Here is a 15,849-nt window from a genome sequence, read left to right as displayed (position 1 = left end):
TCCCCTATAGAATATAGGAAATTAGCAGCCTAGAAAATAGTGTTTTTATTGAGCTCCCTTAGTAAGGGTGCAGTGCCATAAACTCATTTTTGAAAGTAGGTGTGTATATGAAGAAAATTCTATTATTCATGGTTTCAGCATTTATTATAATAGCTATAGGTTATTGGTGGATATATCGCATATGAACGTTTCACTTTACATCAAATAGTAGATAAATTCCTTGAAAAAAGAGAAGCAATAGAAGAAGTAAAAACACGAGAAACGCATTATGATTTGAAGTTGAATAAATTTTACGAAGAGATTGTCTTTAAAGATGAACCAGGTTTAGAATATGAAATGTGAATGAGAGATGTGAAGGATAAAGTTTTATCTATTGCATATGGTAAACATAGTGAAGAACGAGGTAAGTATTCGAAGTGATATCGAAAGTAAAGAAGAGACAGTCCTAATACTAAGACTGTCTCTTCTTAATTTCTATCTCAATCTTTCATCTAATCCATATTGATACGGGATGCCCATATTCTCGCGTAATGTCGTGCCTTCATAGTCTTTATGGAAGACGCCACGTGCTTGGAGGATTGGTACGACTTCGTCTACGAATCGTTTGAAGTCTGTCTCATAGGCATCAGGTAGTATCCAGAAGCCATCTGCTGCGCCTGATTCAAACCATTCAGTTAAGAAGTCAGCTGTCTCTTTGGCATCGCCTAGCGTTGCTGGATGATAGTCGATAACGGAATGATAGATGATATCGCGTAATGTCCATCCTTCTCGTGCGACTTTCAGTACGTTCTCGATACGTGGGTCAGAGTAGCTATCGATCACAACTGTGTCTAATAGTTCTTTAGGGATTGGTCTTTCTAGGTCAGCTGGTGTTAATCTGATTCCTAACACCATTCCGATATGGTAAGCACGTTGCTGCACGATATTTTCATCCATGAAACTAGCGTGTCTATCCAGTGCCTCACGTCTAGAGTCTGCGATGACGGGCATGAGTCCTGCGATGAATTTAATTTCATCTGGATTTCTTCCGGCATCTATCGCCGCTTGTCTTAGCGCATTGCGCGTTGCCACACCTTGCTCGATTGTCCACACTTCACCAATCATTGCGCTTGCATATCGTCCAGCAAAAGCAATGATGTCTGGTGATCCTCCAGAGTGGAAGATCACCGGTTGTCCTTGTGGAGAAGGGGGGATGGCGAGGGCACCATTTGCTTGTACATGTTTTCCTGAAATATAAGCAGGGTTTACTTTTCTGTAATCTGCAAACACGCCTGAAGCTTTATCTACTTTCAGTGCATCTTCACCCCAAGTTCCCCAGAATTGTTGAACGGCTTCAACGAATTCATAATGATTTTCGTATCTTGATTTTCTGTCCATCAAGTTTACGCCGAAGTTATCTGCAACATCCTGACTAGAACCTGTCACGGCATTCCATGCTATACGACCCCTGCTCATCAGATCGATTCCTTTAAACTGACGTGCTACTGTATATGGATAATTCCACTGGGTATGGACTGTAGATGCCACCCCGATATGCTTTGTCTGTTGTAAGATTGCTGTAGATGTGATGATAGGTTCTAATGACATTGAAGGGACTTGTGTATGATCATTTGGCACAGCTCCTGGGAAATCTCCGACGAAGATAAATTGAAACTTTCCTTGCTCGGCCATTTGGGCATAGCGAATATCGGCTTGAATATCGGGATATGTGTGAATATCAAAACCTTCACTTTTCCAGGCTTTCGCGTTTGCTCCGAAAGCACCTGTAAATCCTAAACCTAATAGCATTTGTTTATTTGTATTTTTCATCGTAAGCTCCTTAATATTTTTATATATCGTCATTTGACGATATGTTGATTAAAAAAATATAGACATGCTATATTTCTTTTGAGACAAAATCAGCGAACTGCTGGATTATCGTTTCATTCCTTTTAAAGTAAGTATATTTCCCAATCTTTGTTGAAGTTAAGAGGCCGGCATCGTGCAATATTGAAAGGTGCTGTGATGTCGTCGACTGAGAAATATTTAAAACGATTGTCATTTCTTGCACACAGATGCCCACTGCATCTTTATCTAGATTGTTACAAGCAGTAAATGACTGCGCTGGCGATTTTAAGAGCGACAAGATGTGTAGGCGCGTAGGGTGAGCTAGCGCTTTTAATATTTTTACATTTTCCATAGTGCTATTATATCGTGAATTCACGATGCGTCAATTTATAGGCTCAAAAAAGAGATAGGGAACCTATCTCTTCTTTCGGCTTGGTATTACACATAGTTCTTCCATCGTCATGCCAAACAATTCTGCTATACGCTTAAACTCTGGGACCGTCACGAGGCGATTGCCACTTTCAATCTTCGAATAGATCGACGGGGTCACATTGATATGCGCGGCAACTTCCTTCGCACTATAGTCTAGGTTCTCTCTATGCCACCTCAGTGCCTCAGCAACTGTAATATTGTCCATCTGATCACCTTCACTTTACGTGAAAGTATCAATATTTGTTATGTGTTTGGGGATAGTTGCGATGTTGGCAATAAATGACGCAATACATTTCATTTGTTATATAATATAAGGTTTATTATGTGTATGTTTTTTATTCACAATAAATCATTGTATCGTACATACAGGTGGTTTAGTGAAAACTTTCCAAATTCGCAACTTCTTACTTATATTTCAACAACCGAAATATTATAAAATTACACCACGGCATAGGGAGGACATCCATGGACGATACGCTGCATCACATACATATGCTATTAATTGAAATGAAATCCAATGTACACCGTAATTACTTCAACGCACAGATGGATATTGAGCTTATTAGTCTCCTTGTTGAACTGTGTATGATCGAACTGCACATCGATTATTTCATCGGTACAGAACTATCTCCGTCTATGCGCATCTCTGTTACGCGCAAAGGGGAGCTGTTTGTCACTGCTTTCCTGGATGGTACGGCTTAGTTTTAAGCAGGGTGGGAGACTAAGTGAATTCGCTAAGCAGAAGTTACTATTTATCCTTAACTATAGCCACAAGAGGAATGCAGTTATCTAGAAATTGTATACAAAAAAACATCACCGAGAATTATGTTCTCAGTGATGTTTACATGTTATTTTAACTAAACTTCCTTTAAAAACTATCCTTCTTTAATTTCAATTGACTTTTTAATAGTCTTTTCTATCTTAGGTAATGTTATTTTTAAGACACCGTCTTTAAAGGAAGCTTGGATATTGTCGCTATCGACATTACTTAGTGCATACGCACGTTGCATGTTGCTGTATGATCTTTCTTTCTGGATCATCTTACCTTCTTCATCTGTTGATTCATTTATAATGTTATTTTCTGCTTTGATTGTTAGATAACCATTATTATACGAAATATCAAGTGAGTCCTTTGTATAACCAGGTAATTCGACTGTCATTTCATATTGATCATCTTTTTCTTCGATGTCAGTCTTCATACTTTGCATATCTGGTAGAGTATTAAAGAATTGCTTGCTAAAATCTCTGAATAATGAGCTTGGTGTCATATCTAATAAACTGTTATTAAAACGATCTAATTCATAAGCCATAGAAAACCACTCCTTGTAATTTTTTATTTTACTTTTAAATTAATTGATTTAATCAGTTCCAAAGATTTGAGGTACTCATTCCAGCTATTATGTGTTTCAAACTCAACAAAATTCATAGGATCATTCAATGCATGTTTAAAACTAACACCGTTTGTGCGTTTGTGCACCGCCTTGATGATTAATTTGATTAAGATTTAATGTCATATAATCGCCTCCTAAACAAACTATATATCTTACACTTATATTTATATCAAATTGGTCAAAAAAGGTCAATAGTTTTTGTGTAATTTTTATTCATAATTTTAGTGTGTTTATATCACACTAAAATTATGTTATATGACAAACTCCAAAACCAATGGGAATAACTCTATAGAATTTAGTCAATTAACTATGGATTAAATTCTTTTTTTCATTAGTATTGCCCTCATTGATATCTGATAATATATCTCCTATATAAATATTTTTGTAATATTCTTTTAATAGATCGTATTCTTTTACAGAAAAATTATACATTGTTGTTCTCATACTTCTTGATATTTTACAGTCACTATCTTCTTTTCCAGTAAAAATACGAGTGTCATTATCTACATCTCTAAATATCATGAATAATTTAGCTAAGGATATATTTAAACAATCATCTATAGCTCTATACCCACCTTTTTTACCGTATCTTGTTTCTACTAATTTGTTAGAACTTAATAAACGCATAACTTTACGTAACTGAACAGGGTGTACACAGACTGATTCACATAGCTCCAGGCTCGAGAACTGTTCATTACTATGTTTACCTAGAAATACTAATACATGAATAGCTATATTAAACTGTTGATTGATAAAAGCCACCTCTTTTTTTCATTTAACGCTATCTACATTTAAATAATATATTTCCACGGGAAAATCCTGTGATTAAGCGTAGAGGATTCATCATAACACTTGTTCAGGAAATGGGAATTTTTGATGATATTGATTTGATAATCAATTATAAATTAAACATTGAATAGATCATTAAACGACTCAATCATGGTTGGGTGAGTATATATATTATCTCTTAAAACTGAATAATCAATGTTTTGATCAATTGCTAACTTTATTATATTAATGATCTCCTCGGATTGAGAACCATATAATGTAGCGCCAAGTATTTTATTAGTTGTTTCATCTATCACAACTTTGAATAAACCTCTAGCATCATCGTTAACTTTATGGCGCGGTATACTATTTACTGGAAGTCTGCCTACTTTAATATTATAGCCTCTATCCTTTGCTTCTTTAGCAGTTAATCCCACACGAGATAGAGGTGGATCTATAAATACAGTATAGGGTACAGCACCTCTATTTTCAGTAGTACGGGTACCTGTACCGTATAATTTATCTTTAACAATTCTAAAATCATCTAGTGAAATATAAGTGAATTGCATTCCACCTTTAACATCTCCAATAGCATAGATATCTTCAACAGATGTTTGTAACTGACTGTTAACTTTTATTTCTCCGCGTTCTCCTAATGTAATATCTGTATTTTCTAAATTTAAATCTGTGTTTGGTGTTCTGCCAACTGCAAGCAGTACCGCATCAGCTTCAAAGTCTCCTTTGTTTGTTTTGACGACTGTATAATTATCTTTATCTTCAAATTTTTTGGTTTGAACACTAAGCTCGAATTTTATACCCTTATCCTCTAAATCTTTAATTACATGTGATACGATTTCCTCATCTTCTTTTACCATTAGTTTGTCACTAGCTTCTAACACGGTAACTTCTGTGCCGAAATTAGAAAACATAGAAGCAAATTCCAATGAAATATAGCCGCCACCGATAATGATTAGTCGTTTCGGTTGTTTGCTTAGATTCATAATTCCTGTGGAATCATATAAGTATTTCGATTCTTTAATCCCCTGAATATCAGGAATAACAGGAGTTGCACCGGTATTTATGACAATTTTGTCTGCTGTTAATGTATCTACAACGTTATCTTGATTATCTAATAAATATACTTCAGTATTGGATTTAAATTTAGCCGTGTAATCTAATATTGTTATATTTTCATCATCTGCTAAATTATGATAATTTTTTTCATTAAGGGCAGATACAACTTCGTCCTTGCGCTCAAATGCCTGATTGAATGATTTATGATGTAAACCTTCGTGTACCAATGTTTTAGATGGTATACATCCGATATTGATACATGTGCCACCATACATTTTTTTTGACTGCTCAACAACTGCCACTTTTTTTCCTAGAGATGAAGCTGCTTTTGCGAGTGTTTTACCACCTTTACCAAAACCTAAAATTAATAAATCATAATTTTTCATTTTATCCCTCCGTCAATAAGTAAGTTCATGTAAATCAAAAATAAATATTTTGATGATAATCCATTGTTTAAATGTAACTTTAATAGTTACATTTAAACATATAAGTTCTTTAAATTCAACTAAAAACTCATCTCTGTGAATTGCCTGCACTTAATTGGATAAATTTACTGAAAAATGATAATTATCAGTGAAACGTACAGCAATATCTTAATATCATTACAAATCTTCTAAAGTGATCATAATTTGTTTTAAATACATAATTTGGATATAATTTATAGACTAACAACTTTAAAGTTTAATAAGAAGGAGTACGAAAGATGAATCAATTTAAAGACAAACAGTTTTTAAGTAGTTTTATAATGTTTTCAATCCCTTTCGCGCTCGTTTTTGATTCAGTTATATTTGGTATATTGTTTGGATATGCCTTTGCCCAAGCATTTTATTCAAGTGGCAAAGATAAATGAACTGGTTTGGTGTCTCATTCCTGGATATTTCTCTCTTGTTTCAGCTTTTTAATTTGATTGAATAATTTCAGAATCATAAATACGAAAAGTAAGATGATGATGAAATAAATCATGCTGATAAACAATTTTAGAGTTGTACTCAACGTGTCATTTAATATAATTGGCGATAATGTAGCGGAAAATGGTCCTAATGTGCACAAAAACATAATTGAAATGCACTTTAACACACTGTTTTTCTGTTCAATCTTTGAATCAATATCCGTAAATATTTCAAATTCATCATCAAGATTATCTACTTCTTTTACAAAATACCCCCAGTTATTAACTTCTGAAATACACTTTACATTACCTTCTTCTATAAAGTGTATAAAGTCATTTTTGTCTTCTGGCAAATATACTAATCGGATCTTATAATTTTTATCTGTCTTTACAAATGTATACTTACCTAATGTGGCCTTTTTTAGTATGTATCCTTTATGTGACATATCATTTAACCACTTTTCTTCCTTATCAGCACTTGTCTGAATAAAGAACTTTCTTATGATCTTTTCCATTATAATTCACCTCTCAAATATTTTTCTCCATTAGATACAAGCTCCTTGAGTCGAATAATTTCTTGTTGTATCTCTTCAGATACTGTAGAAGTAATCTGATATTCTTTTTTCCCTTTAGGACCTTCATCGTTAACAAGCACTATCCAGTCTTTCTTGATTAAAGTATTGAGTGCTCCATTTAGAGTACCTGCAGCCATATCAATACGATTATCTGAGATTTTCTTAATGTTTTGAATGATGCCATAACCGTGCAAAGATTCTTCCAAAGATAATAAAATGTAGTACACACTTTCTGTTAAAGCAATTTGATTATTCATATCGCACTTCATTATATCGTACCACGATATATTACGTTATATTTGAAATTTATGTAAGAAATATTTGGATTTTAATTGATATTGAGAAATGTGTAGTGTTAAATACAAATTGCTGCTATATATAGGAATGCAATTGCCGAGAAGATACCATAAATAATAGAGTAAGGAGAAATAAAGATGAATAACTTTTTAAGGTTAGAGTATAGACAATGTTAATCATATGATAATGACTGTTGAAATTGATGCTTTAATACCTGCAGTTATACTTTATGAAGATCTGAATAGGAAGGGAGATTTACATAAAGACTTTCCATTTCTAATTCCAGTGTATTTTAATGAAAATGATAAATTAGATGATAATTGTAATTTAGCTTCTATTCAAATTTTTACATTGTATAGGGAGGATAGAAGTTTAAAGTATAAGGAACATATATAGGCATTGGCAGAAGCTTTTATAGAACATAGAGAAGTAATGTAAGAGGAGTTAATATTCAAAAAATAAAATTGTGATATTTTAACAAATGTGTTTATAATTATATATAAAAATATAAAGGAATGTTTATTAAGTATGAAAACAAATAAAGATGTTGTTTACACTGGTTTAGGAGGATTTTTCAGTATTATACTCATTCAATTTTTAATGAGCTATTTAACTACAAGAAATGTGTGGGAATGGTATGAAATATCTAATAATGTTATTCCCTTTTTAGTGTTTTTCATAATAGTTTTAATTATTATTAAAGAATATAATGTTAGGAAAATAAATCGATAGAAAAGTTTAATTCATTAGCTAATGCATATAGTATATATAATAGTTTTACTTTTATTCTAGGATATTATGTCTCGTCAGAATTATACGGGATAACTTCTAGTTTGCGCATAGGAAATCTCCAACTTAAAATTGATTCAAATTAATATATATGTAATAACATAACAGACATTGGAGGCTTTATGGATTACTATCAATTTATGTCCAGAGATATTATCGAACAAAATTTAGAGTTCGAACATATTGAACTCGTAAAAAATCAAAGTCGTTTTATAGATAATGATAAACTCAATCACGCTGTATTTGAACAGGTAAGATTTGAAATGGCGGATTATTTTCATGTTTTATTCAAAGATGTTGAACAGATAAAGATAATATTTTGTGTTGCATATAAAGATAGGTATTATCGTTTAAATTTAATAAAGTATTTTAAGCAATTTGAACGATTTAATTTTAGTCTCTATCATAATGAACTAAGTGATAATTGTCATCAATATGCATATATTATTAACAAACGTGATTTGAATTTACAAAAATTAGTTAAAGATATTTGTTATCAAGATTTTGCGTATGAATCTCAAACCTTTAGAAAAGCATCTGTTTTAACAATAATTACAAATTTAGATGAAGATATATTTTACTACCCCTATGATGATCGGGGCGTTGTCATATATAAGAAATGAAAAGAAGGTATCTGAAAATTACTCAGATACCTTCTTTTCATTGACAATAATATCACCAGGCTGACAATCAAGATAGTCGCATATTGCTTCTAAAGTGCTAAAACGAACTGCCTTTGCTTTTCCAGTCTTTAATATGGATAGATTTGCGATTGTAACATCAACCGCCTTTGATAATTCAGTTAAAGAAACACCTCGCTCTTTTAATACTTCATCTAACTTTATTTTGATCATAGTATACACCTATATTGTTAAGTCGTTTTCTTCTTTAATTTTTTTTGATTCTTCGTATATAAATAGTGAAGAAAGAATTACTATACCTAAAATAAATAATAACAGATTTGTTTCTACTGTAGTATTTAATAATGTTGAATATTCTACAGATGCATTAAGATATTTCTTAGCTAAGTTAAGACCTCCATAGCCAATCGTTAATATCGCAATGAGCATTAATTTATCATGATTGATTGTATTAAAATAATCTGCAATATCCACTTTTTGCATAAGTTGAAAAGTGAATATTAAAATCATTAATAAAATTATGCATTGAATAATATAGATTCCAAAGTAATATAAACCTCGATTTGAAAAATGCCATAGATCATTACTAATTGAATTTGAGAAGAATTCTGAAATCGTCACTATAGAAGTAAGTAGTGTGACAATAAATGCTAAAATTACAAAGTACTTTGTGAACTTTAAAGATGTGATACTTTTATTCATTAAAATCTCTCCTTTATCGTTTATCAATAAAAATATAACATTATATTTATCGAAAAACAATAAATTTATTGTTTTTCGATAAAAAATTATATATGTGATATCGAAAGCGGGAATATTTTTATGGGACTATCTATTTAGGTGGACTGTACAAATGGCTGATAAATCATTGTTGTATATTGAAAATTATCGTATAATATGAAATTTATTTTAATGTAATAAATATAGGATAGTTACAATTTGTGTTTTAATTTTTACTTTCAATACAATATATGAAATTTAAATTTTAAATGCAAAGGAGAAAATATTATGACCGAGAGAAATAATAACTGGCCACCAAAGCACCATGGTGAACATAATCCTGCTGGCCGCACGGGTAATACTGATTTTGATGCACCGGGTCTAAAGGGGAGAGAAGACGAAACTTATGAAAAAGCGGCCTTTGGTGGAGCGGATTTTAATGATGCTAGGAATTTAAAGAAATAAAGATATTATGATAGTAACAGTAATCCTTACTTTTAAATTTTCTTACTTACTCCGCCACCGTCTCTCTTCTATTGTATGCTTGCTTAGGCATACACTTTCATAAAATACATGTTTTGAAATATGTAAAAGAGGTATATAGTAACAGATTCAAAATTTGTACTAGATGGGGGTTTCTATATATGAAAGCAGTAACTTATCAAGGACACAAGAAGATGGTAACGAAAGAAGTCGAAGATGCTAAGATTATCGAATCCACTGATGCGATTATTAAGATAACAGCTTCAGGTATTTGTGGATCAGATTTACATTTATATCACCAAGGTGATTTATTCATGGAACCTGGTTTTGTTATCGGACATGAACCTATGGGGATTGTCGAAGAAGTAGGTAAGGATGTAAAGAACCTGAAGAAGGGTGATCGTGTCGTTATTCCTTTTAATATTGGCTGTGGTGAATGTTTCTACTGTCAGCATGACATGGAATCTCAATGTGATAATTCTAATGAGACGCCTGCTAACTGGAAGTTAGATAACGGCGGATTATTTGGTTTCGGTAACCTTCATGGCAATCATTGGGGTGGACAGGCAGAGTATTTAAGAGTACCACATGCTGACTTCTCTTCATTTAAGGTGCCAGATAATAACTTAAAGGATGAGCAGGTATTATTCTTATCAGACGTTGCACCTACTGCATACTGGAGTGTAGAACATGCAGGCGTTAAACCAGGAGACACTGTAATTGTGTTAGGTTGTGGTCCTATTGGATTAATGGCACAGAAGTTCGCAAAATTAAAAGGTGCTGAAAGAGTTATTGCAATCGATAATGTACAACACCGTCTTGATCATGCGAAAAAGTATAACGGTGCTGAAGTGTATAACTTTGATGAAGAGAAAGAAATTGGAAAGTTGCTTAAAGAAAAGACACAAGGTGGCGCAGATGTTGTCATTGACTGTGTAGGTATGGACGGGCAACAATCAAGTCCAGAACCGAAGTTATCAAGACGTTCTCAGCAACGTGGCACAATTAGCCCGATCATTACAGCTGCTGAATCTGTAAGAAAATTTGGTACAATCCAGCTTACCGGAATCTACGGTACTCCTGCAGATAATTTCCCGCTTGATCTGATCTTTAACCGTAACGTTAGGGTGACAAGTGGACAAGCACCTGTAATTCACTTGATGCCTAAACTCTATCAGATGATTAAAGACGAAGTATTTGATCCTACAGAGATCATCACCCATACTTTCCCGCTAGAAAAAGCTGATGAAGCTTATAAAGTATTCGATAAGAAGAAAGACAACAATATCAAAGTTATACTTAAGCCTGAATAGATGATAGCAAGCGTTTAAATATAGAAGGAAATCTCAGTGATGATCAATCACTGAGATTTCCTTTTTCTATATATGCTCTATCGTAATCTTTAGGCCCTCTACGACAAACTCTATTTTCTTCTCTCGTTCTTTACTGACGGAAGGAAGCTGGTGCTCTGTTTCGATTTCTCTAAGTTCACGTTCCAGCTCATTGATCTTGCCGACCTTATGCATATTAGAAGCATAGGAATTCGGCTTTCTCTTTCTTACCTCATACAATTCTGCTAATACATCTGCTCTTGTTCTCATACAAAACACTCCTTATAAAATGATTACAATAAAAATAAGCTCATCTTAAAGTAAGAAGAGCTTTGTTAAGAACTTCTTATCTTTCAAGATTACATCTTGTTGGAATTAGCACAGTGCATAAGCCTGCTGCTGAGGTTTCATAGGGCCAAGTCCCTCCACCTACTCTAAATAAGATACGAGCTATTTTTTTGTATATTTATTATAACATACTTTGCTAAAGTTGAAAAATATATATATTATTAAAATATGGATTATAGTGGAAGGAGTGACACCATGTCATCTATTATTAGTGCTGGATATGATATTTTAAATAAACAGTTGTCGCCATTCATGCAGTTTAAGAATCAACATCGCGTGAGGTTTTACGAATCGCGTTTAACGTATTTTAAATATCGAAGATTAGTGGGTCATATCTTTGGTGGAGATGTTAATTTATTATATTTATCAAGTGCCTACAATAAATGTAATTTCAGGTTATGGACAGTATTGAATATTTCAAATTATCAGGAATATAAGATAGAACAGAAGCACTATGATCTAGTAGTGATGATGGCGAATATTAATCATCTGAGTCAATCAGATGCGGTAAACTATATCAAATATACGAAAGTTAAAGAAAACCATCCATTTATCAGTTATTTGTATAACGAGCAGACTTTCATTAGACTCAGTCCATTCTATATTGATATCATCTCTGAAGATACATCAGTCATTGAATGGATCAAGCGTGAGTTTGAACGAGAATATGCACACGACTTCGATATAAATGAAGTGATATCGGAAGCAGAGTGGTATGGTAAGTAACGAATAAGACAATTAAAATTATAATCGCATAGAGTATAATTGTACTCTATATCGTGTCTGGCATTATTGCGTGGATATATGTGAAAAATAACCATCCCATAAATAATTTATGGGATGGTTATTTTAATTCATACGTTGTGTAAATATTAATATAAATATTAAAAGTAACAGCAATGAATATAAAAAGGCTTTACCTGTATGTTTTTCCAGCGTTGCTTTATAAAGCAGTGTAGTCACTAAACCAACTGCTGCAATGTCCATAACATATTCAAACACAGGGATAAATATTTTAATTATTAAACCAAGTCCTAATAACCCTAGGAATATATTTTGTACCATTTCAATTTTATTTTTCTTTTGCTCTTCAATCATTCCGGAACCTTCTTTCTAATATAGAATATATATACAAACACGCTTAAGAAGAAGTAGTAAAATGCACATACACCGAGGCCATCGACATATGCTTCTGATAAACTTCTATTTCCTGTCGCTGCAAATATCAAGCTGCCAGCGACCCAAACGATGGATATGATTATAAAGTTGAATAAGAATAAGACTTTAATCACCATTATCAAGACTCCTAACAGTATTTTCTATATTTTAACAAAAAAATAAAAAATATTAAATTATAGTCTATCTTTTTCGTACAAGTTGATTATAATAATAGTAAAATAAATTATTCTGGAGGAAAAAATGAAGCGTATTAAAATTTTTACTATTTTATTATTATTGTTTTCTTTTTATCCAGCTACTCAATCACACGCCATTTCAAAGAAAATTCCGGTGAAGTTTGTATCAGTAGTTGATGGTGATACTGTACGTGTTAAGCAAGGTAATAAAGCAATCACACTTCGTTTGTTGCTTATTGATACACCTGAATCGAAGGATCCAAAGAAACCTGTCCAGCCATATGCGGTAGAAGCGGGGAAGTATTTGGATAGCTACTTACGTTATGCGAATCTTTCGATGCAGTATGATAACAATCAAAAGACAGACCGTTATGGCCGTCATCTTGTATATCTATATGCCAACAATCGTTTAGTCAATGATGAAATGGTACGTTCAGGATATGCACGTATAGGCTACGTCTATTCTCAGAAGTATTATCTAAATGCACTTAAGAAAACCGAGTCGGTTGCGAAGGCTAAGAAACTTCGTATCTGGTCGATTCCTGGGTATGTGAATACACGTGGTGAAGGATTTATCTATAATCCGAAGAAGCCCGTCGTTAAACAAGCATCAAAACTAGCACCTAAGCCAGCTGCAAAACCAGTTGCGAAACAGCCTGCAACAAAAGCTGGCTATCCAACTTCAAAATATCGTAAAGGTGCACCGAAGACATTTAAAAATTGTACGGCAATGAAAAAATCCTATCCATATGGCGTGACAATTCATCATATCTCTTATAACAAGAAACATGATCGTGATAAAGACAAACTTGCTTGTGAAGCATCAAACGTAGCATACCAGCCATGGATGAAGAATAACTAAAAGCAATCCTGATGGGATTGCTTTTTTTGTACAATCAGAATTGAAGAATATTATAGAATGTGAGCTACTACAGGAAATTCTTCCGCTTTTTTAGTAGGTCGTAGACGAAGCGCGCCATATCTTTGTTTTATAACAATACTAATAAACTACGTCTTACAGGAAATCTGTAAGACGTTTTAAGTTTAGTTAATCATTTGTGACTTCGACTTCTATATAGAAACAATGTGTTATAAGTATAATTGTTCTATTTATACAATGTGTTTTTAGAGAATAAAAAAGACAATATACTCTCGAAAGTTTCATTATAAAAATTCACCGTATGAAAACATTCACAAAATACAGTGATTTATGTCACAAAATAGCAAAATTTTTAGAGTATAATTACATATATTTTTATTATGTGAATATAACAAAAATATATGTAAAAAACCTATTATAAACCCTTATTAAAGAGTTTTATTAGATTTTAAAGAGTTTGAAGTTTTATTATATAATAACTTCCTTTTTGTAATAATTAAAAATAGGTAAAGTATATTTCTATATTTTGTGAATTTTTTCTTGTTTTTATTTATTTTTTTTGTATAATTCAAATAGTGTTCAAAAAATGAGTAGGGGAAGATTTAAAATGAAAAAAATATTGTTTATTTTTGTTGTATTGTCCATGATTATATCTTTGGCAACTCCAAATGTAACGTTAGCTCAAGATTTAACTCAAAATATAATAAAAGATATTAAGATAGAAAATGAAAAAACTACATTCACAAATCGAGATCGTGTTAAAATTACAGTGGATTTTGATGCGTCAGGTAGAAAGATTGAACCAGGAGATATGATGCTTGTTCAGTTGCCGGATGAACTGAAAGGATTTGAAACGAGTATGAACCTTTCAAACGCTGATGGTAAAGTTCTAGGAAATTGTAATGTCACTACAAATAATATTTCATGCACATTCAATGAAAACGTAAAGGATCTCACAAACATTAAAGGCCAGTTCTATTTCACGACTGAATTTAATGATGATGAGCAAGGCACGAAACAAAAGAACTTAAACTTTGGTAACACTGCAATTACAAAGTCAATCACAGTTGACAATCCAGTATATGGAGAAGCAGGCGTATCCAACGAAACTTTCTTTAAAGGCGGCCAGATTCTGCCCGATGCTCCTAATCAAGTGAGCTGGGCGATTCGCTTCAACAATAAGCAGGATTATTTCCGTCAAGGGGATCCTGCTATGATAACAGATAAGTTAGGCGAAGGTCAGGCATATGATGTAGATTCGTTTCAGTTCACAGTAACCACGAAGGGTCAGTCAACTATCTCTTTGTCAAAAGCAGATTTTGAGGCTCAATACGGAGAAGTGTATATCAATAAAGATAGCTTCAATATTCGCTTCAATCAGCCGAATTACACGCAGCTGATGGTATATTACAATACAAAGATTGTTGATAGCTCATTAGACGAATTTAGTAATGGAGCTACAACCAATTACATTGATAAGAATGGCGTGCAACAAAATGAAGTAAGTAATGCCACTGTTAAAAATATTAGCGCCGGAGGAAATATTGAAGGAGAGCTAGCGAAATATAATGGTAAGCTGACGATCAACAAAGTTGGAGTAGATAAAGAAGGCAATAAGACTCCCTTAGCAGGTGCAAAGTTCTCGCTTACGAACAAAGCAGAGGAGGTTGTTGCTGAAGGTACGACGGATGACAACGGACAACTCTCGTTTAACGAAATTAAAGGTGGCACATATTCAGTTAAAGAGATTGTATTTCCAGATGGATATAAAGCAGACGTAAGTGGGGATACGCAGGAAATTGTGCTCGACTTCAGAAATCAAGCAGAAGTTATACATGAGATTACAAATATTAAAGAAGAACTAGAACCAACAACAGAAGAACCAACAACGGAAGCACCAACGACAGAAGCGCCAACGACAGAAATACCGACAACAGAAGCACCAACGACAGAAGCACCGACAACGGAAGTACCAACGACAGAAGCGCCGACAACAGAAGCGCCGACAACAGAAGCGCCGACAACAGAAGCGCCGACAACAGAAGCACC

General features: G+C 33.2%; 22 protein-coding genes and 1 riboswitch. Of the genes, 9 read left to right on the top strand and 13 right to left on the bottom strand.

Translation table 11 applies throughout. From position 1 onward, the window contains the following. The first annotated feature begins 162 nt into the window (after positions 1–162). Complete coding sequence (locus tag ACZ2V4_RS03950) at positions 163–342, top strand: DUF3139 domain-containing protein (protein WP_490514519.1); 180 nt, start codon at positions 163–165, stop codon at positions 340–342. A 132-nt stretch (positions 343–474) separates the two neighbouring features. Here the strand turns inward: ACZ2V4_RS03950 and ACZ2V4_RS03945 are convergent, their stop codons facing one another. From ACZ2V4_RS03945 to ACZ2V4_RS03935, 3 genes are all read right to left on the bottom strand, one after another. Next, positions 475–1,809: an NtaA/DmoA family FMN-dependent monooxygenase gene (locus ACZ2V4_RS03945; RefSeq protein ID WP_490514517.1), complete on the bottom strand. Its 1,335-nt coding sequence runs from the start codon at positions 1,807–1,809 to the stop codon at positions 475–477. Positions 1,810–1,876: 67 nt separating this feature from the next. Further along, a complete protein-coding gene (locus ACZ2V4_RS03940) occupies positions 1,877–2,179 on the bottom strand; it encodes an ArsR/SmtB family transcription factor (protein WP_219492846.1) in 303 nt (100 codons plus the stop codon). A 63-nt stretch (positions 2,180–2,242) separates the two neighbouring features. Further along, the gene (locus ACZ2V4_RS03935; protein ID WP_219492844.1) at positions 2,243–2,464 is read right to left on the bottom strand and encodes a helix-turn-helix domain-containing protein; all 222 of its coding nucleotides are present in this window, start codon (positions 2,462–2,464) and stop codon (positions 2,243–2,245) included. 260 nt (positions 2,465–2,724) lie between these two features. Here ACZ2V4_RS03935 and ACZ2V4_RS03930 point away from each other — a divergent pair, with 260 nt between their 5' ends. Next, positions 2,725–2,961, top strand: a complete 237-nt coding sequence (locus ACZ2V4_RS03930; protein WP_219492842.1) for a hypothetical protein — start codon at positions 2,725–2,727, stop codon at positions 2,959–2,961. A gap of 173 nt (positions 2,962–3,134) precedes the next feature. On the opposite strand, the gene ACZ2V4_RS03925 is transcribed toward ACZ2V4_RS03930, so the two are convergent. The 3 genes from ACZ2V4_RS03925 to merA all read right to left on the bottom strand — a co-directional run bounded on the left by ACZ2V4_RS03925 (position 3,135) and on the right by merA (position 5,878). Continuing rightward, positions 3,135–3,569: an Hsp20/alpha crystallin family protein gene (locus ACZ2V4_RS03925; protein WP_219492840.1), complete on the bottom strand. Its 435-nt coding sequence runs from the start codon at positions 3,567–3,569 to the stop codon at positions 3,135–3,137. A 384-nt stretch (positions 3,570–3,953) separates the two neighbouring features. Next, positions 3,954–4,412 (bottom strand): RrF2 family transcriptional regulator, encoded by a 459-nt coding sequence (locus tag ACZ2V4_RS03920; protein ID WP_420496123.1) that lies wholly within the window; start codon positions 4,410–4,412, stop codon positions 3,954–3,956. Between the two features lie 143 nt (positions 4,413–4,555). Further along, positions 4,556–5,878 carry a hypothiocyanous acid reductase MerA gene (gene merA / locus ACZ2V4_RS03915; protein ID WP_420496122.1) on the bottom strand — a complete coding sequence of 441 codons (1,323 nt, stop codon included), beginning with the start codon at positions 5,876–5,878 and terminating at the stop codon, positions 4,556–4,558. Between the two features lie 317 nt (positions 5,879–6,195). On the opposite strand from merA, the gene ACZ2V4_RS03910 reads away from it, so the two are divergent. Further along, positions 6,196–6,342, top strand: coding sequence for a hypothetical protein (locus ACZ2V4_RS03910; protein WP_157820230.1), 147 nt, complete (start codon positions 6,196–6,198; stop codon positions 6,340–6,342). 14 nt (positions 6,343–6,356) lie between these two features. Here the strand turns inward: ACZ2V4_RS03910 and ACZ2V4_RS03905 are convergent, their stop codons facing one another. Both ACZ2V4_RS03905 and ACZ2V4_RS03900 read right to left on the bottom strand, forming a co-directional pair. Continuing rightward, a complete protein-coding gene (locus ACZ2V4_RS03905) occupies positions 6,357–6,896 on the bottom strand; it encodes a DUF2812 domain-containing protein (RefSeq protein ID WP_413474731.1) in 540 nt (179 codons plus the stop codon). Further along, positions 6,896–7,213, bottom strand: a complete 318-nt coding sequence (locus tag ACZ2V4_RS03900) for a PadR family transcriptional regulator (protein WP_413474732.1) — start codon at positions 7,211–7,213, stop codon at positions 6,896–6,898. Before ACZ2V4_RS03900 ends, ACZ2V4_RS03905 begins: the two co-directional genes overlap by 1 nt. 951 nt (positions 7,214–8,164) lie before the next feature. Here ACZ2V4_RS03900 and ACZ2V4_RS03895 point away from each other — a divergent pair. Further along, positions 8,165–8,665: a DUF3885 domain-containing protein gene (locus ACZ2V4_RS03895; protein WP_413474733.1), complete on the top strand. Its 501-nt coding sequence runs from the start codon at positions 8,165–8,167 to the stop codon at positions 8,663–8,665. Between the two features lie 18 nt (positions 8,666–8,683). On the opposite strand, the gene ACZ2V4_RS03890 is transcribed toward ACZ2V4_RS03895, so the two are convergent. Both ACZ2V4_RS03890 and ACZ2V4_RS03885 read right to left on the bottom strand, forming a co-directional pair. Continuing rightward, complete coding sequence (locus ACZ2V4_RS03890; RefSeq protein WP_101037155.1) at positions 8,684–8,896, bottom strand: helix-turn-helix domain-containing protein; 213 nt, start codon at positions 8,894–8,896, stop codon at positions 8,684–8,686. Between the two features lie 9 nt (positions 8,897–8,905). Beyond that, entirely contained in the window at positions 8,906–9,385 is a 480-nt protein-coding gene (locus tag ACZ2V4_RS03885) for a hypothetical protein (RefSeq protein WP_101037153.1), read from the bottom strand. Positions 9,386–9,691: 306 nt separating this feature from the next. On the opposite strand from ACZ2V4_RS03885, the gene ACZ2V4_RS03880 reads away from it, so the two are divergent. Both ACZ2V4_RS03880 and ACZ2V4_RS03875 read left to right on the top strand, forming a co-directional pair. Continuing rightward, entirely contained in the window at positions 9,692–9,868 is a 177-nt protein-coding gene (locus tag ACZ2V4_RS03880) for a hypothetical protein (protein WP_219492835.1), read from the top strand. 179 nt (positions 9,869–10,047) lie between these two features. Further along, entirely contained in the window at positions 10,048–11,199 is a 1,152-nt protein-coding gene (locus tag ACZ2V4_RS03875) for a zinc-dependent alcohol dehydrogenase (protein ID WP_219492834.1), read from the top strand. 66 nt (positions 11,200–11,265) lie between these two features. Here ACZ2V4_RS03875 and ACZ2V4_RS03870 read toward each other — a convergent pair whose 3' ends face one another. Then, a complete protein-coding gene (locus ACZ2V4_RS03870; protein WP_101037149.1) occupies positions 11,266–11,487 on the bottom strand; it encodes a hypothetical protein in 222 nt (73 codons plus the stop codon). A gap of 73 nt (positions 11,488–11,560) precedes the next feature. Beyond that, positions 11,561–11,662: riboswitch (SAM riboswitch) on the bottom strand. A 98-nt stretch (positions 11,663–11,760) separates the two neighbouring features. On the opposite strand from ACZ2V4_RS03870, the gene ACZ2V4_RS03865 reads away from it, so the two are divergent. Then, a complete protein-coding gene (locus ACZ2V4_RS03865; protein ID WP_219492833.1) occupies positions 11,761–12,291 on the top strand; it encodes a hypothetical protein in 531 nt (176 codons plus the stop codon). Between the two features lie 123 nt (positions 12,292–12,414). On the opposite strand, the gene ACZ2V4_RS03860 is transcribed toward ACZ2V4_RS03865, so the two are convergent. Together ACZ2V4_RS03860 and ACZ2V4_RS03855 are read right to left on the bottom strand one after the other, a co-directional pair. Continuing rightward, positions 12,415–12,663: a hypothetical protein gene (locus ACZ2V4_RS03860; RefSeq protein WP_101042218.1), complete on the bottom strand. Its 249-nt coding sequence runs from the start codon at positions 12,661–12,663 to the stop codon at positions 12,415–12,417. Then, positions 12,660–12,860 (bottom strand): hypothetical protein, encoded by a 201-nt coding sequence (locus ACZ2V4_RS03855; protein ID WP_420493872.1) that lies wholly within the window; start codon positions 12,858–12,860, stop codon positions 12,660–12,662. The genes ACZ2V4_RS03860 and ACZ2V4_RS03855 overlap by 4 nt, the downstream gene beginning before the upstream one ends. A 124-nt stretch (positions 12,861–12,984) precedes the next feature. Here ACZ2V4_RS03855 and ACZ2V4_RS03850 point away from each other — a divergent pair, with 124 nt between their 5' ends. Together ACZ2V4_RS03850 and ACZ2V4_RS03845 are read left to right on the top strand one after the other, a co-directional pair. After that, positions 12,985–13,782 (top strand): thermonuclease family protein, encoded by a 798-nt coding sequence (locus ACZ2V4_RS03850; RefSeq protein WP_420493871.1) that lies wholly within the window; start codon positions 12,985–12,987, stop codon positions 13,780–13,782. A 625-nt stretch (positions 13,783–14,407) separates the two neighbouring features. Beyond that, on the top strand, positions 14,408–15,849 hold a 1,442-nt coding region (locus ACZ2V4_RS03845; protein WP_490514516.1), incomplete at its 3' end, for an Ig-like domain-containing protein.

The organism is Macrococcus sp. CoH-51_TC_04 (genome assembly GCF_058188655.1).
The sequence above is the reverse complement of the archived record's forward strand: the minus strand, read 5'-3'. Positions and strand labels throughout refer to the sequence as shown.

Excerpts from the sequence above, each read along its gene's own strand:
- ACZ2V4_RS03945 (WP_490514517.1), bottom strand. The coding sequence starts at position 1,809 with ATGAAAAATACAAATAAACAAATGCTATTAGGTTTAGGATTTACAGGT.
- ACZ2V4_RS03940 (WP_219492846.1), bottom strand. The coding sequence starts at position 2,179 with ATGGAAAATGTAAAAATATTAAAAGCGCTAGCTCACCCTACGCGCCTA.
- ACZ2V4_RS03935 (WP_219492844.1), bottom strand. The coding sequence starts at position 2,464 with ATGGACAATATTACAGTTGCTGAGGCACTGAGGTGGCATAGAGAGAAC.
- ACZ2V4_RS03930 (WP_219492842.1), top strand. The coding sequence starts at position 2,725 with ATGGACGATACGCTGCATCACATACATATGCTATTAATTGAAATGAAA.
- ACZ2V4_RS03925 (WP_219492840.1), bottom strand. The coding sequence starts at position 3,569 with ATGGCTTATGAATTAGATCGTTTTAATAACAGTTTATTAGATATGACA.
- merA (WP_420496122.1), bottom strand. The coding sequence starts at position 5,878 with ATGAAAAATTATGATTTATTAATTTTAGGTTTTGGTAAAGGTGGTAAA.
- ACZ2V4_RS03910 (WP_157820230.1), top strand. The coding sequence starts at position 6,196 with ATGAATCAATTTAAAGACAAACAGTTTTTAAGTAGTTTTATAATGTTT.
- ACZ2V4_RS03905 (WP_413474731.1), bottom strand. The coding sequence starts at position 6,896 with ATGGAAAAGATCATAAGAAAGTTCTTTATTCAGACAAGTGCTGATAAG.
- ACZ2V4_RS03900 (WP_413474732.1), bottom strand. The coding sequence starts at position 7,213 with ATGAATAATCAAATTGCTTTAACAGAAAGTGTGTACTACATTTTATTA.
- ACZ2V4_RS03895 (WP_413474733.1), top strand. The coding sequence starts at position 8,165 with ATGGATTACTATCAATTTATGTCCAGAGATATTATCGAACAAAATTTA.
- ACZ2V4_RS03890 (WP_101037155.1), bottom strand. The coding sequence starts at position 8,896 with ATGATCAAAATAAAGTTAGATGAAGTATTAAAAGAGCGAGGTGTTTCT.
- ACZ2V4_RS03885 (WP_101037153.1), bottom strand. The coding sequence starts at position 9,385 with ATGAATAAAAGTATCACATCTTTAAAGTTCACAAAGTACTTTGTAATT.
- ACZ2V4_RS03880 (WP_219492835.1), top strand. The coding sequence starts at position 9,692 with ATGACCGAGAGAAATAATAACTGGCCACCAAAGCACCATGGTGAACAT.
- ACZ2V4_RS03875 (WP_219492834.1), top strand. The coding sequence starts at position 10,048 with ATGAAAGCAGTAACTTATCAAGGACACAAGAAGATGGTAACGAAAGAA.
- ACZ2V4_RS03870 (WP_101037149.1), bottom strand. The coding sequence starts at position 11,487 with ATGAGAACAAGAGCAGATGTATTAGCAGAATTGTATGAGGTAAGAAAG.
- ACZ2V4_RS03865 (WP_219492833.1), top strand. The coding sequence starts at position 11,761 with ATGTCATCTATTATTAGTGCTGGATATGATATTTTAAATAAACAGTTG.
- ACZ2V4_RS03860 (WP_101042218.1), bottom strand. The coding sequence starts at position 12,663 with ATGATTGAAGAGCAAAAGAAAAATAAAATTGAAATGGTACAAAATATA.
- ACZ2V4_RS03855 (WP_420493872.1), bottom strand. The coding sequence starts at position 12,860 with ATGGTGATTAAAGTCTTATTCTTATTCAACTTTATAATCATATCCATC.
- ACZ2V4_RS03850 (WP_420493871.1), top strand. The coding sequence starts at position 12,985 with ATGAAGCGTATTAAAATTTTTACTATTTTATTATTATTGTTTTCTTTT.